Here is a 19831-nt window from a genome sequence, read left to right as displayed (position 1 = left end):
AATCTTCAAGCAGTCGTGAGTTCGGCGGCGCCGAAGGACACATTGAAGCGGTCGCACCAGATGCTCACGCTCCGATAGACGGTCAAGTCGACGTCAGCGGGCAGTGCGTAGTTCTGGTTTCCCTTGTTGCCCTTGAGCTTCCCGGCGTCGAGATACTTGCCGTCGTCGAACACGTCCCAGCCGTCCTTTCCGGATTTCACCGGCGCGTCGCTGAGCCAGACGTGCACGTCCGGGCCGCTGCTCGTGGCGAGGTTCTCCACGCGGAGCACGAGCGACCCGTCGGCCGCGCGCACGATCCGGACCGTGCCGCTGGTCTCGTGTTCGTGGCTGATCAGCTTCCCGGTCGCCACGTCGCGAGCCACGGGCGGCGGGGACGGAGAGGGCGACGGAGACTGCGGCGCGGGCTGTGGCTGGGACTGTGTCTGGGACGTCGGTGCGGCCGCGGCCGGGGGCAGGCCCTCCTGCACCGTCTCGTCCACCCAGAGCTGCCACGGCTGGAACCAGTACAGCCCCGCGGCGACCGCGACCAGACCCGCCACCAGGACACCAAGCACCCACGGCCGAGTCAGCCTGCTTCGCGCGCGATACATCCCGGTCTCCCTTGTCCGTTGCGCCTCATTCAACGGGACGAATCGCCAAGCCGTGGCCCGGTGGGTGGTTACCGATCCCTTACGGCCGTGTTTGCCCGGCGCCGCCGCGTCACGCGTTCCTGATCGCGGCGGCCTCGCCGAGGTCGAGGATCCGGACGGATTTCTCCCGCAACTCGACCTTGCGGACCTTTCCCGTGACGGTCATCGGGAACTCGTCGACCACCAGGACGAGCTTCCCGGTGGCGAAGGCCCGCAGGCTCTCCGCCGTCGCGACCTGGTCCGCTCAGCCGCAGGGGACCGTGAGTTCCTTGCCCACGGCGGTGTACGTGTTGATCGCCGTGCCGTTGCACTGGTAGCTCACGGAGCCCCTGCCGCTGGCCACCACCTGCGGGGAACCGTCGACCAGCCGGGAAATCGAGACCGGTAACGGGAAGCTGGGGCCCGGGAAGTTCCATATCTGATTCACCGCGAACAGTGAGGTCGCGGAGGCGACAAAATATTGGTTCAGGCCGTCCGCGGCCTGAGCGGGGCTCGCGGTGGCGACCGCGCCGCCGGTCAGGAAGGCGACCGCCACGGTGATCACGGAATATCGATGCGGCATGTCTTCGGTTCTAGCATTGCCGCCGGAAACTGTCTGCCACCATTCGTACCAGCACGGCGTCCGGCACCGGCATGCGACCCGGGATCACCAGCCCAGTGTGAACTTCACCGGCAGCGCCGCCAGGCCGCGGAACAACGGCGACGGCCGCCACGCCAGCGCGTCGGCCGGCACCGCCAGTACCACGTCCGGGAGCCGGTCGAGCAGGACTTCGATCGCGGCTTCGGCGATGACCTTGGCGATCTCCTGGGCCGCGTACGGGCACCGGTGTTCGCCGTGGCTGAACGACATGTACGCCTGGTTGCCGGTCGAGGTCCGCGGGTCCGGCCGGACGAGCGGGTCCTGGTTGGCCGCGGCGAGCCCGAGGATGATCAGGTCGCCCTTGCGGATCTGCCGCCCGCCCAGCCGGACGTCGTGGACGGCGAACCGGCCGGGGAAGTTCTGGGTGGGCGTGTCCTCCCAGAGCACCTCGTTCAGCGCCTGGCCGACGCTCCGGCGTCCGCCGGACAGCGTCATCGCGAACCGGTCGTCGGTGAGCATCAGCCGCAGGGTGTTGCCGATCCAGTACGCGGTGGGCAGCTGTCCCGCGTTCATCAGGTGGAGCAGGTCCTCGGTGATCTCCTCGTCGGCGAGCGCGGCCGGGTGGGCCAGCAGCCGCGAGGTGACGTCCGGGCCGGGGTCGGTTCGTTTGGACTCGACCATGCGCCGCACCTTTTCCCGGACTCGCGCGTAGGCCTCGTTCGCGCCCTCGCCGGCGGCGTGCGTCTGGTAGACGTCGCGGACCAGGTCGTCGGTTTCCGCGTCCGGCACGCCGATCATCCGGGCGACGACGGGCAGCGGGATGCCGTCGGCGTACTGGGTGATCAGGTCCGCCTCGCCGCTCCCGGCGAAGGCATCGATGAGCCGGTCGGCCACCTGCTGGGCCCGCGCGCCCAGGTCGAACTGGTCGACGGCGCCGAGTGCGTCGTCGAGCGCCTGGGCCCGCCGCCGGTGCTCGGCGCCCTCGGCGAACATCAGCGTCGGCTGGTACCCGATGAGCGGGAGCAACGGCCAGTCGGGCGGGACGCGATCCCAGGCGTTCCAGCGCCTCGAGTCGCGCCCGAAGACCTCCGGATTGCTCACGACGTACTGCACCTCGCGGTAGCCCAGCACCAGCCAGGCCGGCACGTCCCCGTCGAGCAGGACCGGGGCCACCGGCCCCTGCGCCCGCCGCAACTCCGCGTAAAGATCAGCGGAGTTCTGCTGGAACTGCGGCCCGTACAACGGCGTGGCGAGTGCGGGCTGGGACGTGGTCATGGCGTGGTCTCCCGGACGGAGGACAGGGCGAAGAGATGGTTGACGAGAGTGAGCAGGACGGTCTTGCCGGAGTCGCGCCGGCGGGCGTCGCAGTCGATCAGCGGAACGTCGTCGGACAGGTCGAGTGCCTGCCGTACCTGGTCCAGGGTGTGTTCCGGCCGGCCGAAGTTGTTGCGCGCGACGATGAAGGGCGTCCCGTGGTGTTCGAGGCGGTCGATGGAGTACCAGGAGTCGGCCAGCCGGCGGGTGTCCACCAGCACGACGGCGCCCAGTGTCCCGGCGAACAGGCGATCCCAAAGGAACCAGAACCGCTCTTGACCCGGTGCGCCGAACAGGTACAGCACCATGTGCTCGTTCAGGCTGATCCGCCCGAAGTCGAACGCGACCGTGGTGGTGGTCTTGCCGTGCGAGGCGCCCTCGTCGATCCCGACGCCCGCCTGCGTCATGGTTTCCTCCGTGCTCAGCGGGCGGATTTCGCTGACGGAACCGACCATGGTCGTCTTGCCCACCCCGAACCCGCCGACGATCACGATCTTCAGCCCGTCCCTGGCGGTGCTCGGCAGCGGAGTACGGGTGTCTTGCTCAGAGCTTGTGCAGTCCAACGAGTACCTGCTTCAGGGTTTCGAGATCGGGCAGACTGGTGTCGGCGGGAGCCGAGGACGGATGGCGGGCGGTGATCCGGCCGGTGTCGAGCAGGTCGCACAAGAGGATCTTCACGACGCTCACCGGAAGGCCCAGCTCCGAGGAGACCTCCACCATCGCCGTCGGGTGACGGCACATCCGCAGGATCTTGACGTGCTCGGACTGCATGCCCGGGACCGGATCGCTTTCGCTCACGATCAGCGTCACCAGGTCCAGCGCGGTCTCGTTCGCTCGGCTACGCCCGCCGGTGACGGTGTACAACCGGTCCGGGGCCTCGCGGTGAAGGTCTTCCCAGGTCATGTCATCCGGCCGCGGTGCGCTGCTGGGGGCGGGCCGGGGCGGTCAGGTACTCGCCGAGCTGCTCGACGAGCTCGTTCATGTTGTGGCCGATGAGGCCCACGTCCGCGTCGTCGGCGGCGATCACGGCGAGATGGGCTCCTGCGCCGGCCTCCACGATGAACAGCATCCCGCCGTGGAACTCCGTCATCGACTGGCGCACGCCGCCGGTGCCGTCGCCGAACTCGATGGACGTGCCGTACGCCAGGCTCTGGATGCCCGAGGCGATGGCGGCCAGCTGGTCGGCCTGGTCGATCGTGAGCCCGCGGGTGTGGCAGAGCTTGAGGCCGTCCTTGGACAGCACCAGGGCGTGCCGGGTGCCCGGCGTCTTGTTCAGGAGGTTTTCCAGCAACCAGTCGAGGTCGTGATCCGTGGGGGTCATCGGCTGTCCTCCGAGGGAGCAGAAGGGCGGGTTCTCCGGCCGGCCGCGTGGAACGCGCTGAACTTCGCTCCGGCGTCGGCCCGGGCCGGTGCGGGACTCGGCGGCGGCGCCGGCTTGGGCGCGGCCGCCAGCGTCTGCCCGCGACGTCGCTGCGGCAGCCCGGACGACGCACTCTCCACTTTGGACACGGGCGCGGCGGCCGCGGGCTTGCCGGCGGGCGGAGTGCCTGCTGCGGGTGTCGCGCTCGGCGGGACCGGCGGAGCGTCCGGTCCGGGTTGGGTGATCAACTGCCGGGGGATCATGACCACCACTCCGGTGCCGCCCCGCGCGGACGGCCTGAAGTGCACGCTCAGGCCGTGTTTGCGCGCCAGGCAACCCACCACTGCCAAGCCCAGCCGGGTGCCGGACAGCGTGGTCAGGTCCAGCGGCTCGGCGGAGACCGCCCGCACGGCACGCTCCAGCGCCGCGGGGCTCATGACGAGGCCACTGTCCTCGATCGTGACCACGACCCCCGCGTGCACCTCCTCCACGTACACGTGCACGTCCTCCGACGGAGGGGAGAAGCTGGTGGCGTTGTCCATCAGTTCGGCCAGGGCGTGCATGATCCCTTCGGCGGCGTACCCGGCGACCGCGACGGTGCTGGTCGAGTGCGTCCGCACCCGCTGGTAGGCGCTGATGCGCCCCATCGCTCCGCGCAGGACGCTTTCCATCACGATCGGCTTGGTCCAGCGCCGGCCGGAACGTGCTCCGGTCAGGACCGCGATGCTGTCCGCCAGCCGGCCCGCCTGCGCGGTGCTGTGGTCCAGTTTGAGCAGGTCGCCGAGGACGTTTTCGTCGTATCGGCCTTCCATCTCCCGCAGGTCGGCCAGCATGCTGGTGGCCAGTGCCTGAACGCGGCCGGCGGCGTTGGCGCAGGCCGCCATCGTGGCCGCGCGCATGCGCTCTCCCCGGCTGATCTCCTGCGCGACCGTCCCCAGCAGACGTCGGCGAGCGCCGTCGACCGAACTCGGCAGCTCGGCGAGCACGGTGTCCACCGACGCGCCGTCACGCACACGCTGGACCACCGTGGGCAGCGTGTCGTCGGCGAGCCGCGCGGCTTCCGCGTCCAGCACCGCGATTCGGCCACGGGAGTGGCGCGCGGCCTGCGCGCAGTACGCGGCGACGGTGACCGCCGCACAGACCACGGCGGCGGCCACCCCGCCGTACCAGGCCACGAACGTCCGTTCCGCCGCGGGCACGCCGGCCGTCATCCACCACCACACTCCGCCGGTGACGACGATCGCGGCCGGCAGGACGAACAGGGCTCGGCCCACCGGCAGGCGCTCGGCCTGACGGTGAGCGGGTAAGTGCACTGACATCGATCAGGTCCTCGTGGGCGGTCGGAGACAGGGACTTCAGGCGTGCGAAGCCGGATCGCACCACGCGGCGAGACCCTAGCGCCCATCTTTCCCGTCCGTAAGGGTCAATCTTCGAATTCAGCCGGGTTTCTGCGCCGGCTCGGCGGAACTGATCACGATGGCATGACTTCGCCGGTTCTCGATGTTTCCGGGCAAACAATCACCAACGAGTTTTAGCCTGTTCGTGGAACTGACTCAGCGGTCGTGCCGGCTGCCCGCGCGGGCGGACAGCTCAGTGGTGAGACGCCGGGGAAGGATCTTGGCGAGTCCGATGAGAACTTTGTACCGGAGGCCGGGCACGCTGACCGCGACGTCCCGCTGGAGATCACGCAGCGCCGCTGTCACGAGCCGGTTCGAGTCCATCCACATGAAGGCGGGGATCTCGGCGGTGTCCATGCCCGAGCGTTCGTGGAACTCGGTGCGGACCCAGCCGGGGCACAGCGCCATCACGTGGACTCCGCTGGCCCTGGTCTGCTGCCGGACGCTGTCGCTGAAGGTGACGACCCACGCCTTGGACGCGCTGTAGGTGTCACGGGAGAAGAACGCGGCCACCGAGGCGACGTTGATGACGCCTCCGGCGCGGCGTTCGAGCATGGGCGGCAACGCGGCCCGGGTGATGCGCAGCCGTATAACGAACTATGCGGCGGCGATATGGCGAACCGCAGTACGATCACGCTCCGGCGACGCCGTTGACAGAGGGGGATCCGAGATGGTTCGGCTGGACCGCGATCGCACACCGGCGTTGTTCGCGGTGACCACCTCCGTCTTGAGCGGCGTCATCCTGGCCGTTCTCGCCAAAGCGCTGCAGGCCGGGATTTCGGCCGGTGCCACGGTGGTCTGGTCGGCCGTGGTCTCCGCCGTCGTCGCGGTCGTTTTCCGGGTGGCGACCCGGCGCTCCCGGAAAAGACCGGCCGCGGCTTTCCTGATGACCTCGGCTTTCAAGCAGAAGTACTACCTGGCCGACCTGGTCCAACGCGTGCACAGCGCGCTCGACCGCGATGACGTCGACCTCGTGCTCCGAGTGCCGGACCGGGACTACGACGCCGGTGCGCAGGCGCATCACCTGCGCCGCATTCTCCGCAGGAAGGACGCCTACATCGGGGGCGTGATCATCGCCGGCGAAGTCGTCCGGTTGCGCGAGGATCTGACGACGTTCTGCCGGGAATCCCGCCTGCCGGTCGTTTTCGCCGATCTCGAACCCTTTCCCACCGAGCCCGAATACCCGGACAAGACCGCGTTCATCGGCTACGACACGGGTGAGCTCGGCGAAATGGCCGGGAACTGGCTGGTCGCGCGCCTGCGCGGGAAGACCTGCCCGCGGGTGCTCGTCATCGCCAGCCGCGAACATGACAGCCGGCAGCAGCGTTGCGAGAAAGCGCTGCGCTCCGCCCTGCCCGACGTCGAGGTCACCACCGACGACCGGTGCGAGTTCGTCCGGTCACGCGCCTACCACGCGGTCCGGGCCCACCTCCGGCAGTTGCCGGAGGGCCGCTGTCTCGACGCGATCTTCTGCACCAACGACGAGATGGCGCTGGGCGCGGTCGACGCCCTCCTGTCCGCTCCGTCGGCGGCCACCGCCGGCACCGTCGTGGTCGGCATCGACGGTGTGCTCGAAGCCAGGACGTTGATCGACACCGGCAGCAGCCCGCTCCGCGCCACCGTCGTCCAGGACACCCACCGCCTCGCGGTGGGCGCCGTCGACCTTCTCGTCAAGATGCACCGCGGCCACGTGGTGCCCAAACGGACGATCCTGGACGCCGAACTGTACGAAACCGGCTGATCCGGTGAGCCGACGTTGCTCTGACGGGGTAGGACCAGGGGGTCCCCACGGTCGCGACCGCCAAAAGCCGTGAATGTCGCATTGAGGGACTTCAAGTCCCTCAATGCGACATTCACGGCTTTGAGCTCAGGCGGAGGCGTCCGGGCGGCCTCACCGCACGGTCAGCACCAGCTTTCCCGCGGTGCGGCCCGTGTCGCCGAGTTCGTGCGCCTTCGCCGCGTCCGCGAGCTCGAAACTGCCGGCGATCACGGCCCGCAGCCGGCCGTCGGCGGCGAGACGGGCGATCGCGGTCATTCCCGCGTGGTCGGCTTCCACCAGCATGACCTCCGCGCGCACCCCGAGCCGGGCCGCCTCCGCGGCGAGCGCCGGGATCCCGTCGTCGAGCCGGAGCGAGACCAGGAGGCCGCCGGGGCGCAGGCTGCGCAGCGACTGGATGGCGTGGTCGCTGCCTTGGGCGTCCAGGACGACGTCGGCGTCGCGGACGGCCTCGGCGATGTCCGTCGTGCGGTAGTCGAGGACCTCGTCGGCGCCCAGGGCACGCACGAAATCGTGCTTGGGGGCGCTGGCGGTGCCGGTCACGTGCGCTCCGCGAGCCTTGGCGATCTGCACGGCGAGGTGGCCGACGCCACCGGCCGCCGCGTGGATCAGCACCCGCTGGCCGGCTTCGAGGTGGGCGGTGTCGACGAGGGCCTGCCACGCGGTGAGGGCGGCGAGGGGCAGCGCGCCGGCCTGGTCGTGGTCGATGGCGGCCGGCTTGGGCGCGAAGGCGCGGGCCGGGCCGGTGACGTATTCGGCGTGCGAGCCCGCTCCGTACGGGTACGGCAGCATGCCGAAGACCTCGTCGCCCGGCTTGAAGAGGGCGACGCCGGCGCCGGTCGTCTCGATCACGCCGGAGACGTCCCAGCCGAGGACGAACGGCGGTTCGCCGAGGAAGAGCCCGGGGATGGCGCGGTGCTTCCAGTCAGTGGGGTTGACGCCGGCGGCGCGCACCCGGACGAGGACCTCGCCGGGGCCCGGCGCCGGCCGCGGCAGCCGGACCTCCTTGAGCACCTCGGGACCGCCGAAGACGTCCTGGCTGATCGCCCGCATGGTGGTGGTGTCGTTCATGCGCTCAGCTTGGGACGCCCGGGCGTCCGACGACAGTGGCATGAATGCCTTTCATCGATAAGATCCTGCCATGCACCGTGTCGTCGTCCTCGCCCTCGACGAGGTCTATCCGTTCGAGCTCGGCATCCCGCAGCGCGTCTTCGGCACCGCGGACGGCCGCTACGAGGTGGTCACCTGCACGGTCGACGGCGGCCCGGTGCGCACCGCCGCGGATTTCGCGATCGTCGCCGACAGCGGGCCGGAGGCGCTGGCCGCGGCGGACACGGTCGTCATCCCGCCGTACAGGTCGGCGCCGACCTCGGCGCGGCTTCCGGTTCCGGTGGCGGACGCACTCGCGCTGATCCCCGCCACTGCCCGCATCGTGTCCATCTGCACCGGCGCCTTCACGATCGCCGCGGCCGGTCTGCTCGACGGGCGTCCGGCCACGACGCACTGGAACCTGGCCGCCCGCTTCCGGGAACTGTTCCCCCAGGTGGCTGTGGACGCGAACGTGCTGTTCGTCGACGACGGCGACATCCTCACCTCGGCCGGCGCCGCGTCCGGCGTCGACGTGTGCCTGCACCTCGTGCGCAAGGACCACGGCAGCGAGGTGGCGAACCGCGTCGCGCGCCGGTGCGTGGTGCCGCCGTGGCGGGAGGGCGGGCAGGCGCAGTACATCGAGCACCCGGTTCCCGGGCTTTCCGCGGCCGGGACGTCGGCGACGCAGGAGTGGGCGCTCGGGCGGCTGGGCGAACCGCTGACGCTGACCGACCTCGCCGGGCACGCCCGGATGAGCCTGCGGACGTTCGCCCGCCGGTTCCGGGACGAGGTGGGGCTGAGCCCCGGGCGGTGGTTGATCCAGCAGCGAGTCGCCCGGGCGCGGGAGCTGCTGGAGTCCAGCGACCTGCCCATCGAGCACATCGCCGGTCAGGTGGGCTTCGCGACGGCCGCCTCGCTGCGGCAGCACCTGCACGCCGTGATCGGCGTGTCACCTCAGGCCTACCGCCGCACCTTCCAGGCCGCGAGCGACCGCTGATTCCGGTGATCTACGGACTACCGCCCGAGGTTGCTCGGTTATGGCGAATCCCACTCTGACGCAGCCGAACGGCGACGCAAAGCGTGTGATGATCATGAAACTGAGAACCAGGGTTTTCGCTCTCGTCACCTTCACGCTGTCCGCGGTCCTGGCCGGTGCCACTCCGGCGCCGGCCGCCACAGCCCAGACCGCCATGGCCCAGACCATAGAACTCGCCGCGCCGGCAGGCAGCGGCCTCCCGGCCTACGTCGCCGTCATCAAGCCGGTCACCGCCGAGCGGCTCGGTTCCAGCTGGCACGAGGGCTGCCCCGTCGGTCCCGACCGGCTGCGGCTGGTGAGCCTGAACTTCCTCGGCTTCGACGGTGCGGTACACCGGGGCGAACTGGTCGTCAACGCCGATCGCGCCACCGAGGTCGCCAACGCCTTCGCCGACCTGTACTTCGGCCGCTTCCGCATCGAGCGGATGGAGACCGTGGAGAAGTACGACTCCGACGACGACGCGTCGATGGCGGCGAACAACACTTCGGCGTTCAACTGCCGGGCGATCACCGGCGGCACCGCGTGGTCCAATCACTCCTACGGGCGCGCCATCGACGTCAACACCGTGCAGAACCCGTACATCTCCGGCAGCGGCGCGGTTTACCCGCCCAACGGCGCGCCCTACGTCGATCGCACGCTCAGCGCGCCCGGCATGATCCATGCGGGCGACGTGGCCGAGCAGGCGTTCACTTCCCGTGGCTGGACCTGGGGCGGCTCCTGGGACACCCCGATCGACTACCAGCACTTCGAGAAGCCCTGACACCGGCCGGAGAAACCGCCGGCGCGGTGCGGATCAGTAACACGCCCAGGGTCGTCGCTGATCGGTCGGCGGCGGCCCTGGGCCGGCCGTTCTCAACGCCCGCCTCGAAATCCGCGCCATCCGGCGATGTCCGGCCCCGCGTGCTCCCAGATCACGTCGGCGCAGTTCAGGCCCTCGGCGGAAAGCCGCCGCTTGAGGACCTTGAACGTCGATGTCCGCGGCAGTTCCCGGACGGTGCGGACGTACTTGGGCACCTGCTTGGGGCCGAGATCGGCCTGGCCGGCGAGGAAGCGGCCGAAATCGGCGGGGTCCAGGGGGGTGCCGTCGGTGACGATGGCGGCCATCACCTGGTCTCCGGTCACCGGGTCGGGCACCGCGTAGACGGCGGTGTCGGTGATCGCGGGGTGCCGCAGCAGGATTCGCTCGATCGGCGCGGTGCCGAGGTTCTCGCCGTCGACGCGGAGCCAGTCGCCGAGCCGCCCGGCGAAGTAGCAGAATCCGTCGGCGTCGGCGTAGGCGAGATCGCCGGTGTGGAACTGGCCGCCGCGGAGCCGCTCCGCGTCGGCTTCGGGGTCGCGGTAGTATCCGGCGAACCAGCCGGCGCCGGTCGTGTTGACCAGTTCGCCGACGGCTTCCTCGGCGTTGACCAGCTGGCCGTCGGGATCGAACGCGGCCGGTGGGCACTGACGGCCGGTGTGAGGGTGCAGGATGGCCACGTCGCCGGCCGGTCGGCCGAGTGAGCCGGGCGGCGTGTCGTCGGTGCGGGCGAACCCCACTCCGCCCTCGGTGGAGCCGAACGCGTCGATGACCTTGCAGCCGAAGCGTTTCTCGAACGCCGCCAGATCGGCGCTCGCCCCTTCGTTTCCGTAGACGAGGCGCAGGGAGTTGTCCGCGTCGTCCGGACGTGGGGGAGTGGCGACCACATAGGACAGTGGTTTGCCCACGTAGTTGGCGTAGGTCACGCCGAACTTCCGCACGTCGGGGAGGAAGCCGGAGGCGGAGAACCGGCGGCGGAGGGCAATGCCCGCGCCCGCCGCGAGCCCGACCGCCCAGCCGGCCATGACGGCGTTGGAATGGAACATCGGCATCGAAACGTAGACCGTGTCCGATGTGGATAGTCCGAAGCGCTGGGCGAGCATCGTGCCGGGAAACGCGATCTTGCCATGGGTGCAGCGCACGGCCTTCGGGTCGCCGCTGGTGCCGGAGGTGAAGATCAGCATGAGCAGGTCGTCCGCCGACGCGGCGACGGGATCGATCGGCGCGTCCGCCGGCGGCCAGGATTCCAGATCCCGCACGCCGGTCCCGCCGAGGTCCAGTCCCTTCAGCAGGGGCTGGTACTTCCGTTCGGCGAGCACGAACTGGCAGTCGGCGAGCCGGATGTCCCGTGCGAGGGCGGCGCCGCGCCGGGTGGGGTTGAGCCCGACCAGCACCGCCCCGGCGAACGCGCAGGCGCCCAGGAGGATCGAGAACGCCGGTACGTTGTCGGCGAGAATGCCGACATGCGGCGGTCTGTCCCAGTGCAGCGTCTCCCGGAGGGCGGCCGCGTGGCGTGTCGAAGCCCGGACGTGCTCGGCCCACGACCACGTCTCGTCCTCGAACCGCAGCCCAGGACGCTCGTCCTCGGCGCGGGCCAGCAGCAGCTCGGTCACCGTCGGGACGCTCATCCGCGCACCTCCCAGCGCCGGTGGTGGTCAGAATTGAAACACGTTCTAGTTCTACCACGGCGACGGCGGCAGGGTCCACAGCGCGCACGCGTGGGCGCCACTTGCCACCGGCACGGCGCCGGCGGTCGGCCTTGCTCGAACCGGTTCGATTAAGCAGTCGGTGGCAGTGTAATTTTCAGCGGACCGCACGACGTCGTCGCGGCGAACACCATGACGTTGTTGACCTGTCGCCGACAGAGTTCCTACTATTCCGGCGACCCCAGCAGCGAACCGGTTCGACGACCGCGAGCCGCGCGGCTGCCGACGAAATCTGAGGAGCCCGGATGTCCGGCTCACCACAATCGAGTAAACCGGCGAACACGCCGTTCGCTCTGCTTGTCGTCCTGATCACCGTCCTGGCCGGCCTCCTGGTGCCCGCGGCACAGGCGCACGCGGCGACGAGCACCTTCACCCTCGGCGTCACGCGTACCGACACCGCCGGCCGAGCGCTGCAGCTGCACGGCTTGGGCATCGTCCAGGTCGGCACCACCTGGTACGGCTTCGGCGAGGACAAGACCGGCCAGACCACGGCGAACACGGCGTTCCAGGACATTCCCTGCTACACGTCGACCGATCTGGCCAACTGGACCCACCAGGGGATCGCCCTGGCGAAACAGGGGAGTGGTGACCTCGGCCCGAACCGCATCGTCGAGCGGCCCAAGGTCATCTACAACGCCACCACCCGGATGTACGTGATGTACCTGCACATCGACAACACGAGCTACTCCGACCAGCGGGTCGGGGTGGCGACCAGCCCCACGCCCTGCGGCCCGTACAGCTACCGGGGGAGCTTCCAGCCGCTGGGCAACCAGAGCCGCGACATCGGCCTGTTCCAGGACACCGACGGAACCGCCTACCTGATGAGCGAGAACGCCGGCCGCAGCCTCCGTATCTACCGGCTGTCCGCGGACTACCTGACGGTGGCGAGTGCGGTGGCGACGTTGCCGAACCTCGAGTCCCCGGCCGTGATCAAGGTCGGCGGACTGTACTACCTGCTGGCTTCCCACCTGACCGGGTGGGCCACCAACGACAACGTGTACGCGACCGCGACGTCGCTCGCCGGACCGTGGTCGGCGTTCCGCAACTTCGCGGCGCCGGGCACGAACACCTACAACAGCCAGACCGCGAACATCATCACGGTCCAGGGCAGCTCGGCGACCACCTACATCTACGCCGGTGACCGCTGGACGGGCAACGCCATGGGCAATTCGCCGCTGATCTGGCTCCCGCTCACGATTCGCGGCACGACGGTCAACCTGGGCCAATACCCGAGCTGGAGCCTCGACACCGAGGCGGGGACGTGGTCGGCGAATTCGGGGTTGCCCAGCGCCACGACACACGTGCTGAAGAACGCGGGCAGCTCGATGGTGATGGACGCCTCGGGCGCCTCCACCGCGACCGGCGGCAAGATCATCCAATGGCCCGCGCACGGCGGCGCCAACCAGCAATGGCGGTTGACGAGGCTCGCCGACAACGTCTTCACGGTGGTCAACGTCAACAGCGGGCTGTGTCTCGACGTGCCGGACGGGTCCACGGCGAACGGAATCCAGCTGCAGCAGTGGACCTGCACCGGTGCCGCCGGCCAGCAGTGGGCCGCGGATCTGGTGGGCAGCCTCACCGGCAGCCAGTACTTCCTGGAAAACATCAACAGCGGCCTCGCGATCGGGGTGTCCGGGTCCTCGACCGCGAGTGGTGCGTCAGTGGCCCAGCTCGGTGGGACGGGTGCCTCGAACCAGGTGTGGACGATCTCCTGACCCGACTCGCGACGAAGGCCGCCTACCGGCTTTTCCGGCCGGTAGGCGGCCTTCGGCGTGTTCGGTCCGCGGTCGTCGACGCCCACGGTCGCGGTGAACTGCTCGCACTTGCCGCCGTGGTGACCGGCGGAAGTGCGCTAGCCGAAGTTCACGTCACTGCACCACATGTAGGTCTGGTCCAGGTGTGACGCCTGCCAGATGGTGAACACGACGTGGCGTCCCGTGTAGGCGCCCGAGGTCTGGACCGTGAACGTGATGTCCTTGGCCGGGGCGTACCGGCCGGTCTGGGTGAGGAGGTCGAGGTTGCCCCAGCCGAGGCGCTGCGTGGCCGGGTCGAACCCGTTCTTGCTGACGTAGACCCGGAAGTAGTCGGCACCGTGGCTGGCCTGGTCGTACAGGTGCATCGTGAAGCTGCTGCCGAGGCTGGTGCTCTTCCACGGGCCGGGGGTGTTCAAGGAGTTGTTGCGCGCCAGGCCGTTGCTGCAGAGCTGGCCATCGGGGGTCTTCTCCTGGAACTTGCCGCCGAGCCCGTCCCGCAGCGCGCTCATCCAGTTCCACATGGTGTCGGCGTTGGCTTGGTAAGCCTGCCAGCACATGGGGTCCTGCTGCTGCATGGCCGGGTTCGTGTGCTGGCTGCCCCAGTCCTTCCAGCACTGGTAGGCGCGGGTGGCGGGGCTGACGATGGTGCCGTGCGCCGAGGCGGCCGGCACCCAGAAGAACATCCCGGCCAGGGCGGCGACGAGCACTACGAGAACGCTCCGTCGCCGGGCAGTCCCGGAGGAAGTGGTCCGTGTACGCATGAATGGGCCTCCATTCGTGATGAGCGGTGGTGACCATTTGGGAGCGCTCCCAGCGTGCGTAACAGAGTAACCGTGATCCGGCCAAACTTCAACGAAACCGTGGGTGGTGGCGGTGGCCAATTTTCCACGCGGGGTCGGAACCGGGTCGCCGTCCCGGTGGCCGGTGCGTGGGCCTGATCGCGCGTCGTGTCAACCGGCGACCGCGGCGGAACGCGGATTTGCGAGATGTGACAACGTATTTCCCGAGTGCGCTCGCCTGCATTGCCGCCCACGGGAAGGGAGTAATAGCCGATGCCGAGACTTCGATATGCCGGGTGAAGCCGGTCAGCGGCGGCCGGTGGCCAGGATGACGAGGAACTGGCCGCCGCCCGGTTCGACGTTCGCGGTGACCGGCAGCCCCGGCAGCAGCCGGGAGAACCGGTCCACCAGCCAGTCCGCCGCCTCTTGGGCGTCCTGCTCGGTCGGACAGCGGGCCACCATCTCGCGGCCTCCCTTGCGCTCCAGCCTCCCGGCCACGGTGATCAGCGGCGCTGGTTCGGCCACGTGCAGGCGGTCCGGCCAGGCGATGACCACCTTGACCGCGCCCTTGCGGGTGTTGCACCCGCGGTGCGCGAGCCGCTCGGCGACCTTGGCCTTCCGGTCGGCGGTCCGGCTGTCGACGCTGGGCCCTCGCGGGTCGTTCACCGACATGCCGGGGTCGACCGGTTCGTCGCACACCCAGCACCGCCAGCCGTCGCGCTCGGCCACATCATCGAGGAGACTCATCCGGGCAAACTAGCCTGCCCCGCCGCCGCCCCGCGCACCGCACCCCGGACGAGCGTCACCGGCCACCGTGGTGACCAGGCGCCACGACATCAGCGGAACATCCGCGGCCATCCGGCAGTTGAGCGGGGCATGAGTCAACTCGTGGACCGCACGATCACCGCCCTCCGCTCCGAGCACGACGTGCTCGCCGACCTGGTCGGCACGCTCACCGATGAACAGCTGGCCGCTACCAGCGGTGCCGCGGAATGGACCGTCGCCCAAGCCCTTTCCCACCTCGGCAGTGGCGCGGAGATCGGCCGCGCGCCGATCGCCCGGGCCACCGGAGAGACCGTGGCGGCCGAAGACAACCAGACGATCTGGGCCCGCTGGGACGCGTCCGCGCCGCGAGCGCAGGCCGAGGGCTTCCTGGAGCACAACGGCCGCTGGCTCGAAACGGTCGAGGCGCTCACACCCGAGCAGCGCTCGTCGCTGACCGTCGACCTCGGCTTCCTGCCGGAACCGGTCCCGCTCGTGACCGCACTGGGGATGCGGCTCAACGAGGTGGCCAACCACTCCTGGGACGTGCGCGTGGCCTTCGACCCGGCCGCCGGGGTGGACGCCGGTTCGGCCGCGACGCTGGTCGATCTCCTGGCCGGGCCGGTGGGGTTCATGATGAGCTTCGTCGCGAAGCCGGCCGAGCTCGCGAAGCCGGTGTCCATCGCGGTTCCTGGCGCCGGGTTGGTGATCGACGACGCGGTCACCGTGGTGGACCACCTCGAGTCGCCTTCCGCGACGTTCGACGGGCCGGTGGAAGCGTTCATCCGGTTGCTCAGCGGCCGTCTGAAGGCGCCGTACGACAACGGCGTCACCGTCGACGGCGGCGTCACACTCGACGAATTACGCCGGGTGTTCCCCGGCTTCTGACGGAATCGGCGGGCCGGCAGCGCTTTCCCGCAGCTTTACCGAGCCGGCCCGGAATGCCCGGACACCGGCCGGTCGGCCACCTGTGGGGTGGCCGCCGGCGCCAGCGCGACAAGCAGGCACACGGCCACCACCGACCCTCGGCGCTTCCACGGCAGCGCCGGGCGGCCGGTGGCTGCCCGTGGCGCCTCGACGAGAACCGTCGCTGCCGCGGGCACGTCCTGCTCGCTCGCGATCGCGCTCGCCCACAGGTCGTGCAGCCGCAGCAGTTCCGCATGGCTCGCCCCACACGCCCGGCCGATGCGTTCGATGACCCCGAACTCCCGCGGCACCAGCACGCCCGTGCAATACCGGTGGGCGGAGGACTTGCTCGCATGGATTTTGCGGCCGATCCCCTCGTAGCTCACCCCGCTGCGGGCTTTGAGATCCTCCAACAGATCGCTGAGCTTGCTTGATCGTGCTGCGACAGCCATGAGCTCCCCTACTCATCAATGTCACCACGTGTGAACGCGCCGGCATCCTCTCTATCGCCTCGATCACCGGTTATGTGACCGCCGCGCGCCCATCCGCCTGGTCCGGCGGACGGGAAGCCGCGTCCCACCTCCCCACCCTGCCCGCAGGTCAGCGGCCTGATCGCGTCCCACCGTCCCATCTTCGGGGCAGACCCTTCTCTTGGGCCGGTGAGGCTGCCACCATCCCCATCGCGGGCCTTGGCCGGCCCGCCTGCCAGGGATGTCCGGAGGGGAGTCCCATGAAGAGATCCAGGCTGCGTGGCCGGCTCCGGCATTTCCTGCGTCGCCGGGGCCGCCCGCTGACCGGGCTCGAGGCGTTCAACCTCATCGAACTCAAGCGAGGCGCGGACCCGATGCGCTGGCAGGGCAAGCACGGCGTCTGGCCGGAGGACCCTCCGCGGTGACCCCGAACTGTCCACAGAGGACGGCATACCCGGCTACGACGCGTCCCGGACCTTGACGACGACCTTGCCTTTGGCGTGCCCGTTGTCGACGTAGGTCATGGCCTCGTTGGTCGAGGCGAAGGGGAAGACGCGGTCGACGACCGGCACGATGACGCCGGCGTCGACGAGTGAGGTGATCTCGCGGAGCTGGGATCCGCTGGCTCGCATGAAGAGGAACGAGTAGCCGACCTGACGGCGCTTGGCCGCCGTCCGGATCCCGTGGCTCAGCACGCGTGTCGCCGGGCGCAGAATCCACGGCTTTCCCATCTCCCGGGCGAAGTCCGGGTCGGGCGGGCCGGAGATGGAGATGAGCTTGCCGCCGGGCTTCAGCACGCGCAGGGACTTCTTGAGCGCCTCGTCGTCCAGGCTGTGCAGGACCACGTCGTAGTCGCGCAGGACGTCTTCGAAGTCGTCCTTCCGGTAGTCGATCACGACGTCCGCGCCGAGGCGCTCGACCAGGGCGGTGTTCGCCGCGCTCGTGGTCGTGGCGACCTCCGGTGGGCGAGTTCGATCAGCGCCTGCCAGGCGGTCAGGCCGACGAGCGGTACGGAGGCGGCTTCCTCCATCGTGAGCCGTTCCGGCTTCGGGGCCAGGTCGTCTTCGTGGACGGAGATGAACTCCGCGAAGGTGCCGATCCGGTCCTTGTCCGGGCGCGCGTAGACCTCGTCGCCGGGCTTGAACGCGCGGACACGGGCGCCGACGCGGATCACGACGCCGGCGACGTCGTTGCCCAGGACGAACGGTGTGCGGTGGGGAGGAAGAGCTTGAACTCCCCGTTCCTGATCTTCGAATCCAGGGCGTTGACGCCGGCGGCGTGCACCTCGATCAGGACGTCGTGCTCGCCGACGGCGGGCTCCGGCACGTCGGCGGCCCGCAGTTCGTTGCCGTTCTTTCCGTAGCGATCGAGGACAACCGCCTTCATGTCGGCCAGCCGTTCGGTTGAGTTTCTTGGTAGTATGGTCGTACTACAATACGAGTTGAGCGGGGCTCGATGCAAGGGTCCGGCCGAACTGAGATTATGATCGTACTAACATGGGCGTCGGTTCGATGAGTGGAGGCACGCGTGGTGCGGTACGCGAAAGAGCACAAGCAGGCTACGCGGCAGCGGATCATCGAGACGGCCGGTCGCCGGCTCAAGCGTGACGGGATCGACGGCTCCGGGGTCGCCACGCTCATGGCGGACGCCGGGTTGACCAACGGCGCCTTCTACGCCCACTTCGCCTCCAAGGAGGACCTGGTGGCCACCGCGGTCTCCGAGCAGCTGCGCGGCCAGCGGGAGTGGCTCACCTCGTTTCCGCCCGGCCGCGACGGCGTCGAGCGGATGGTGCGCACGTACCTCTCGCCGGAGCATCGCGACAACCCCGAGGAGGGCTGCCCGTCCGCCGCGCTGCTGGACGAGATCAGCCGCTGCGCGGATCCGACGAAGGAGAGCTACACCGGCAGCATGCTGGCCCTCGTCGACGACATCGCCGCCCGCCTGGCGCCGCACGATCCGCGGTCTGCGCGGACCAAGACGCTCGGTATCTATGCCTTGCTGGTCGGCACCCTGCAGCTCGCCCGCGCCTTGGCCGACCGGCAGCTGTCCGACGCCATCCTGGAGCAGGGCATTCGCAACGCGCTGACGCTGATGGACGCCGCGCCCGAGGACTGAGGTCGCGCGTCGCGATGGCCGGCCTGACGACGTGAACGCGTCGTTCGCTCAAGGCTGGGCAGTTAGCTGCGGCAGCGAGCTGTCAAGCTGCCCGATTGGCCCGATTGGCCCGGTTTCAGGGGCTCGCCCACAGCCGTGAATGTCGCATTGAGGGACATAGAGTCCCTCAATGGGCCATTCACGGCCTTCCGTTGACCGCTTGCGCGGCAGAGGAATCCTTAACTACCCGGCCTTGGGCGTTCGCTCCATCGCCGCGGCCCTCCGCTGCTCCGTTGGCCTGATCCGCCTCGAAGCCGAGCCGCTTGCGCTGCACATAGAAGTATGGTCATAATATAAAGTACGTACACCGCTGGCACGCTCGAGGACCACACCGCCGGGCCTGTTCCAGCACATCGACGAGTTCGCCGCCCAGGTCACCCTTTTCCTCGAAGACTGAACGAAGGACTACAGCCATGAACAGCAACCTGCTCGCCTCCTACGAGGACGCGCCCACCCGTACCGTCTCCGCCGGCGGCGTGGACTTCGCCTACCGCGAACTCGGCCCGAAGACCGGTGTCCCGGTGGTCTTCCTGACCCACCTGGGCGCGGTCCTCGACAACTGGGACCCGCGCGTCGTCGACGGCATCGCCGCGCACCACCGGGTCATCACCTTCGACAACCGCGGCGTGGGCGCGTCCACCGGTTCCACCCCGAAGACGATCGAGGCGATGGCGGCCGACGCCGTGACCTTCATCCGGGCGCTCGGCCTGACGAAGGTCGACCTCCTCGGGTTCTCGATGGGCGGCATGATCGCGCAGGTGATCGCCCAGACCGAACCGCGGCTGATCCGCAAACTGGTCATCGCCGGCACCGGGCCCGCCGGCGGCGAAGGCATCAAGAACGTGACCCGGATCGCCCACCTCGACACGCTCCGCGCGCTGCTCACCCTCCAGGACCCCAAGCAGTTCCTCTTCTTCTCCCGGACGTCGAACGGCAAGCGGGCGGGCAAGGAGTTTCTGGCCCGCCTGAAGGAGCGGAAAACCCACCGGGACAAGGCGATCTCGCTGCGGACCTACGGTGCCCAGCTCACCGCCATCCACCGCTGGGGACTGGCCGAACCGGCCGACCTGTCCGCCATCCACCAGCCCGTGCTCGTCGCGAACGGCGACCACGACCGGATGGTGCCGACGGAGAACACGCGCGACCTCGCCCGCCGCCTGCCCGACAGCGAACTGGTGATCTACCCCGACGCCGGCCACGGCGGCATCTTCCAGTTCCACGGCCAGTTCGTCGAAACGGCCCTCAAGTTCCTCGCCCGGTAATCCCTTTCCCTTTTCGTCTGGAGTTTCGATGGATCTCTCCGCCGGCACCGTCCTCGTCAC

General features: G+C 69.4%; 24 protein-coding genes. 8 read left to right on the top strand and 16 right to left on the bottom strand.

The window, feature by feature from the left end; all coding sequences use genetic code 11:
• Positions 1-5: 5 nt before the first annotated feature.
• The 8 genes from AB0M82_RS07740 to AB0M82_RS07705 all read right to left on the bottom strand — a co-directional run bounded on the left by AB0M82_RS07740 (position 6) and on the right by AB0M82_RS07705 (position 5859).
• Positions 6-590, bottom strand: coding sequence for a DM13 domain-containing protein (locus AB0M82_RS07740; protein ID WP_364718581.1), 585 nt, complete (start codon positions 588-590; stop codon positions 6-8).
• A 283-nt stretch (positions 591-873) separates the two neighbouring features.
• Complete coding sequence (locus AB0M82_RS07735; protein WP_364718580.1) at positions 874-1173, bottom strand: hypothetical protein; 300 nt, start codon at positions 1171-1173, stop codon at positions 874-876.
• 102 nt (positions 1174-1275) lie between these two features.
• Positions 1276-2484, bottom strand: coding sequence for a cytochrome P450 (locus AB0M82_RS07730; protein ID WP_364718579.1), 1209 nt, complete (start codon positions 2482-2484; stop codon positions 1276-1278).
• The gene (locus AB0M82_RS07725) at positions 2481-3014 is read right to left on the bottom strand and encodes an ATP/GTP-binding protein (protein WP_364718924.1); all 534 of its coding nucleotides are present in this window, start codon (positions 3012-3014) and stop codon (positions 2481-2483) included. The genes AB0M82_RS07730 and AB0M82_RS07725 overlap by 4 nt, the downstream gene beginning before the upstream one ends.
• Positions 3015-3066: 52 nt before the next feature.
• Entirely contained in the window at positions 3067-3426 is a 360-nt protein-coding gene (locus AB0M82_RS07720) for a DUF742 domain-containing protein (RefSeq protein WP_364718578.1), read from the bottom strand.
• A 1-nt stretch (position 3427) separates the two neighbouring features.
• Positions 3428-3844, bottom strand: coding sequence for a roadblock/LC7 domain-containing protein (locus AB0M82_RS07715; protein WP_364718577.1), 417 nt, complete (start codon positions 3842-3844; stop codon positions 3428-3430).
• On the bottom strand, positions 3841-5202 hold the full coding sequence (locus AB0M82_RS07710; RefSeq protein ID WP_364718576.1) for an ATP-binding protein: 1362 nt from the start codon (positions 5200-5202) through the stop codon (positions 3841-3843). Before AB0M82_RS07710 ends, AB0M82_RS07715 begins: the two co-directional genes overlap by 4 nt.
• A gap of 234 nt (positions 5203-5436) precedes the next feature.
• Positions 5437-5859: an SDR family NAD(P)-dependent oxidoreductase gene (locus AB0M82_RS07705; RefSeq protein ID WP_364718923.1), complete on the bottom strand. Its 423-nt coding sequence runs from the start codon at positions 5857-5859 to the stop codon at positions 5437-5439.
• 91 nt (positions 5860-5950) lie between these two features.
• On the opposite strand from AB0M82_RS07705, the gene AB0M82_RS07700 reads away from it, so the two are divergent.
• Complete coding sequence (locus AB0M82_RS07700; RefSeq protein WP_364718575.1) at positions 5951-7021, top strand: sugar ABC transporter substrate-binding protein; 1071 nt, start codon at positions 5951-5953, stop codon at positions 7019-7021.
• A 150-nt stretch (positions 7022-7171) separates the two neighbouring features.
• On the opposite strand, the gene AB0M82_RS07695 is transcribed toward AB0M82_RS07700, so the two are convergent.
• Entirely contained in the window at positions 7172-8110 is a 939-nt protein-coding gene (locus AB0M82_RS07695) for an NADP-dependent oxidoreductase (protein ID WP_364718921.1), read from the bottom strand.
• Between the two features lie 88 nt (positions 8111-8198).
• Between AB0M82_RS07695 and AB0M82_RS07690 the strand changes: the two genes are divergently transcribed.
• On the top strand, positions 8199-9143 hold the full coding sequence (locus AB0M82_RS07690; RefSeq protein ID WP_364718573.1) for a helix-turn-helix domain-containing protein: 945 nt from the start codon (positions 8199-8201) through the stop codon (positions 9141-9143).
• Positions 9144-9237: 94 nt separating this feature from the next.
• Entirely contained in the window at positions 9238-9942 is a 705-nt protein-coding gene (locus tag AB0M82_RS07685; RefSeq protein ID WP_364718572.1) for a M15 family metallopeptidase, read from the top strand.
• A 92-nt stretch (positions 9943-10034) separates the two neighbouring features.
• Here AB0M82_RS07685 and AB0M82_RS07680 read toward each other — a convergent pair whose 3' ends face one another.
• Positions 10035-11606: a long-chain-fatty-acid--CoA ligase gene (locus AB0M82_RS07680; protein WP_364718571.1), complete on the bottom strand. Its 1572-nt coding sequence runs from the start codon at positions 11604-11606 to the stop codon at positions 10035-10037.
• 323 nt (positions 11607-11929) lie between these two features.
• Here AB0M82_RS07680 and AB0M82_RS07675 point away from each other — a divergent pair, with 323 nt between their 5' ends.
• Positions 11930-13399 (top strand): RICIN domain-containing protein, encoded by a 1470-nt coding sequence (locus tag AB0M82_RS07675; RefSeq protein WP_364718570.1) that lies wholly within the window; start codon positions 11930-11932, stop codon positions 13397-13399.
• Positions 13400-13536: 137 nt separating this feature from the next.
• Here AB0M82_RS07675 and AB0M82_RS07670 read toward each other — a convergent pair whose 3' ends face one another.
• Both AB0M82_RS07670 and AB0M82_RS07665 read right to left on the bottom strand, forming a co-directional pair.
• Entirely contained in the window at positions 13537-14199 is a 663-nt protein-coding gene (locus tag AB0M82_RS07670; RefSeq protein WP_364718569.1) for a lytic polysaccharide monooxygenase, read from the bottom strand.
• A 324-nt stretch (positions 14200-14523) separates the two neighbouring features.
• Positions 14524-14964 (bottom strand): hypothetical protein, encoded by a 441-nt coding sequence (locus AB0M82_RS07665; RefSeq protein ID WP_364718568.1) that lies wholly within the window; start codon positions 14962-14964, stop codon positions 14524-14526.
• A gap of 129 nt (positions 14965-15093) precedes the next feature.
• Between AB0M82_RS07665 and AB0M82_RS07660 the strand changes: the two genes are divergently transcribed.
• Positions 15094-15867 carry a maleylpyruvate isomerase family mycothiol-dependent enzyme gene (locus tag AB0M82_RS07660; protein WP_364718566.1) on the top strand — a complete coding sequence of 258 codons (774 nt, stop codon included), beginning with the start codon at positions 15094-15096 and terminating at the stop codon, positions 15865-15867.
• 35 nt (positions 15868-15902) lie between these two features.
• Here AB0M82_RS07660 and AB0M82_RS07655 read toward each other — a convergent pair whose 3' ends face one another.
• Positions 15903-16337 carry a helix-turn-helix transcriptional regulator gene (locus tag AB0M82_RS07655; RefSeq protein WP_364718564.1) on the bottom strand — a complete coding sequence of 145 codons (435 nt, stop codon included), beginning with the start codon at positions 16335-16337 and terminating at the stop codon, positions 15903-15905.
• A 278-nt stretch (positions 16338-16615) separates the two neighbouring features.
• On the opposite strand from AB0M82_RS07655, the gene AB0M82_RS07650 reads away from it, so the two are divergent.
• Positions 16616-16780 carry a hypothetical protein gene (locus tag AB0M82_RS07650; protein ID WP_364718563.1) on the top strand — a complete coding sequence of 55 codons (165 nt, stop codon included), beginning with the start codon at positions 16616-16618 and terminating at the stop codon, positions 16778-16780.
• A 33-nt stretch (positions 16781-16813) separates the two neighbouring features.
• Here the strand turns inward: AB0M82_RS07650 and AB0M82_RS07645 are convergent, their stop codons facing one another.
• Genes AB0M82_RS07645 through AB0M82_RS07635 form a run of 3 tightly spaced genes read right to left on the bottom strand, consistent with a single transcriptional unit; the run spans position 16814 to position 17741 of the window.
• Positions 16814-17251 (bottom strand): zinc-binding dehydrogenase, encoded by a 438-nt coding sequence (locus AB0M82_RS07645; RefSeq protein WP_364718561.1) that lies wholly within the window; start codon positions 17249-17251, stop codon positions 16814-16816.
• The gene (locus tag AB0M82_RS07640; protein ID WP_364718560.1) at positions 17248-17529 is read right to left on the bottom strand and encodes a hypothetical protein; all 282 of its coding nucleotides are present in this window, start codon (positions 17527-17529) and stop codon (positions 17248-17250) included. Before AB0M82_RS07640 ends, AB0M82_RS07645 begins: the two co-directional genes overlap by 4 nt.
• Entirely contained in the window at positions 17526-17741 is a 216-nt protein-coding gene (locus tag AB0M82_RS07635; RefSeq protein WP_364718559.1) for a hypothetical protein, read from the bottom strand. The genes AB0M82_RS07640 and AB0M82_RS07635 overlap by 4 nt, the downstream gene beginning before the upstream one ends.
• Positions 17742-17885: 144 nt before the next feature.
• Here AB0M82_RS07635 and AB0M82_RS07630 point away from each other — a divergent pair, with 144 nt between their 5' ends.
• Entirely contained in the window at positions 17886-18470 is a 585-nt protein-coding gene (locus AB0M82_RS07630) for a TetR/AcrR family transcriptional regulator (RefSeq protein ID WP_364718557.1), read from the top strand.
• A gap of 452 nt (positions 18471-18922) precedes the next feature.
• Complete coding sequence (locus tag AB0M82_RS07625) at positions 18923-19771, top strand: alpha/beta hydrolase (RefSeq protein ID WP_364718555.1); 849 nt, start codon at positions 18923-18925, stop codon at positions 19769-19771.
• The last annotated feature ends 60 nt before the right edge of the window (positions 19772-19831 follow it).

It is taken from the genome of Amycolatopsis sp. NPDC051128 (genome assembly GCF_040682715.1).
GTDB lineage: Bacteria > Actinomycetota > Actinomycetes > Mycobacteriales > Pseudonocardiaceae > Amycolatopsis.
Note: the sequence above shows the minus strand (reverse complement) of the source record. Positions and strands in the feature narration are given on the sequence as shown.

What these genes read in the sequence shown, in the direction of transcription:
- AB0M82_RS07690 (WP_364718573.1), top strand. Translation starts at nt 8,199, where the DNA reads ATGCACCGTGTCGTCGTCCTCGCCCTCGACGAGGTCTATCCGTTCGAG.
- AB0M82_RS07680 (WP_364718571.1), bottom strand. Translation starts at nt 11,606, where the DNA reads ATGAGCGTCCCGACGGTGACCGAGCTGCTGCTGGCCCGCGCCGAGGAC.
- AB0M82_RS07635 (WP_364718559.1), bottom strand. Translation starts at nt 17,741, where the DNA reads ATGAAGGCGGTTGTCCTCGATCGCTACGGAAAGAACGGCAACGAACTG.
- AB0M82_RS07730 (WP_364718579.1), bottom strand. Translation starts at nt 2,484, where the DNA reads ATGACCACGTCCCAGCCCGCACTCGCCACGCCGTTGTACGGGCCGCAG.
- AB0M82_RS07700 (WP_364718575.1), top strand. Translation starts at nt 5,951, where the DNA reads ATGGTTCGGCTGGACCGCGATCGCACACCGGCGTTGTTCGCGGTGACC.
- AB0M82_RS07710 (WP_364718576.1), bottom strand. Translation starts at nt 5,202, where the DNA reads ATGTCAGTGCACTTACCCGCTCACCGTCAGGCCGAGCGCCTGCCGGTG.
- AB0M82_RS07720 (WP_364718578.1), bottom strand. Translation starts at nt 3,426, where the DNA reads ATGACCTGGGAAGACCTTCACCGCGAGGCCCCGGACCGGTTGTACACC.
- AB0M82_RS07675 (WP_364718570.1), top strand. Translation starts at nt 11,930, where the DNA reads ATGTCCGGCTCACCACAATCGAGTAAACCGGCGAACACGCCGTTCGCT.
- AB0M82_RS07665 (WP_364718568.1), bottom strand. Translation starts at nt 14,964, where the DNA reads ATGAGTCTCCTCGATGATGTGGCCGAGCGCGACGGCTGGCGGTGCTGG.
- AB0M82_RS07625 (WP_364718555.1), top strand. Translation starts at nt 18,923, where the DNA reads ATGAACAGCAACCTGCTCGCCTCCTACGAGGACGCGCCCACCCGTACC.
- AB0M82_RS07685 (WP_364718572.1), top strand. Translation starts at nt 9,238, where the DNA reads ATGAAACTGAGAACCAGGGTTTTCGCTCTCGTCACCTTCACGCTGTCC.
- AB0M82_RS07670 (WP_364718569.1), bottom strand. Translation starts at nt 14,199, where the DNA reads ATGCGTACACGGACCACTTCCTCCGGGACTGCCCGGCGACGGAGCGTT.
- AB0M82_RS07715 (WP_364718577.1), bottom strand. Translation starts at nt 3,844, where the DNA reads ATGACCCCCACGGATCACGACCTCGACTGGTTGCTGGAAAACCTCCTG.
- AB0M82_RS07695 (WP_364718921.1), bottom strand. Translation starts at nt 8,110, where the DNA reads ATGCGGGCGATCAGCCAGGACGTCTTCGGCGGTCCCGAGGTGCTCAAG.
- AB0M82_RS07650 (WP_364718563.1), top strand. Translation starts at nt 16,616, where the DNA reads ATGAAGAGATCCAGGCTGCGTGGCCGGCTCCGGCATTTCCTGCGTCGC.
- AB0M82_RS07655 (WP_364718564.1), bottom strand. Translation starts at nt 16,337, where the DNA reads ATGGCTGTCGCAGCACGATCAAGCAAGCTCAGCGATCTGTTGGAGGAT.
- AB0M82_RS07740 (WP_364718581.1), bottom strand. Translation starts at nt 590, where the DNA reads ATGTATCGCGCGCGAAGCAGGCTGACTCGGCCGTGGGTGCTTGGTGTC.
- AB0M82_RS07660 (WP_364718566.1), top strand. Translation starts at nt 15,094, where the DNA reads ATGAGTCAACTCGTGGACCGCACGATCACCGCCCTCCGCTCCGAGCAC.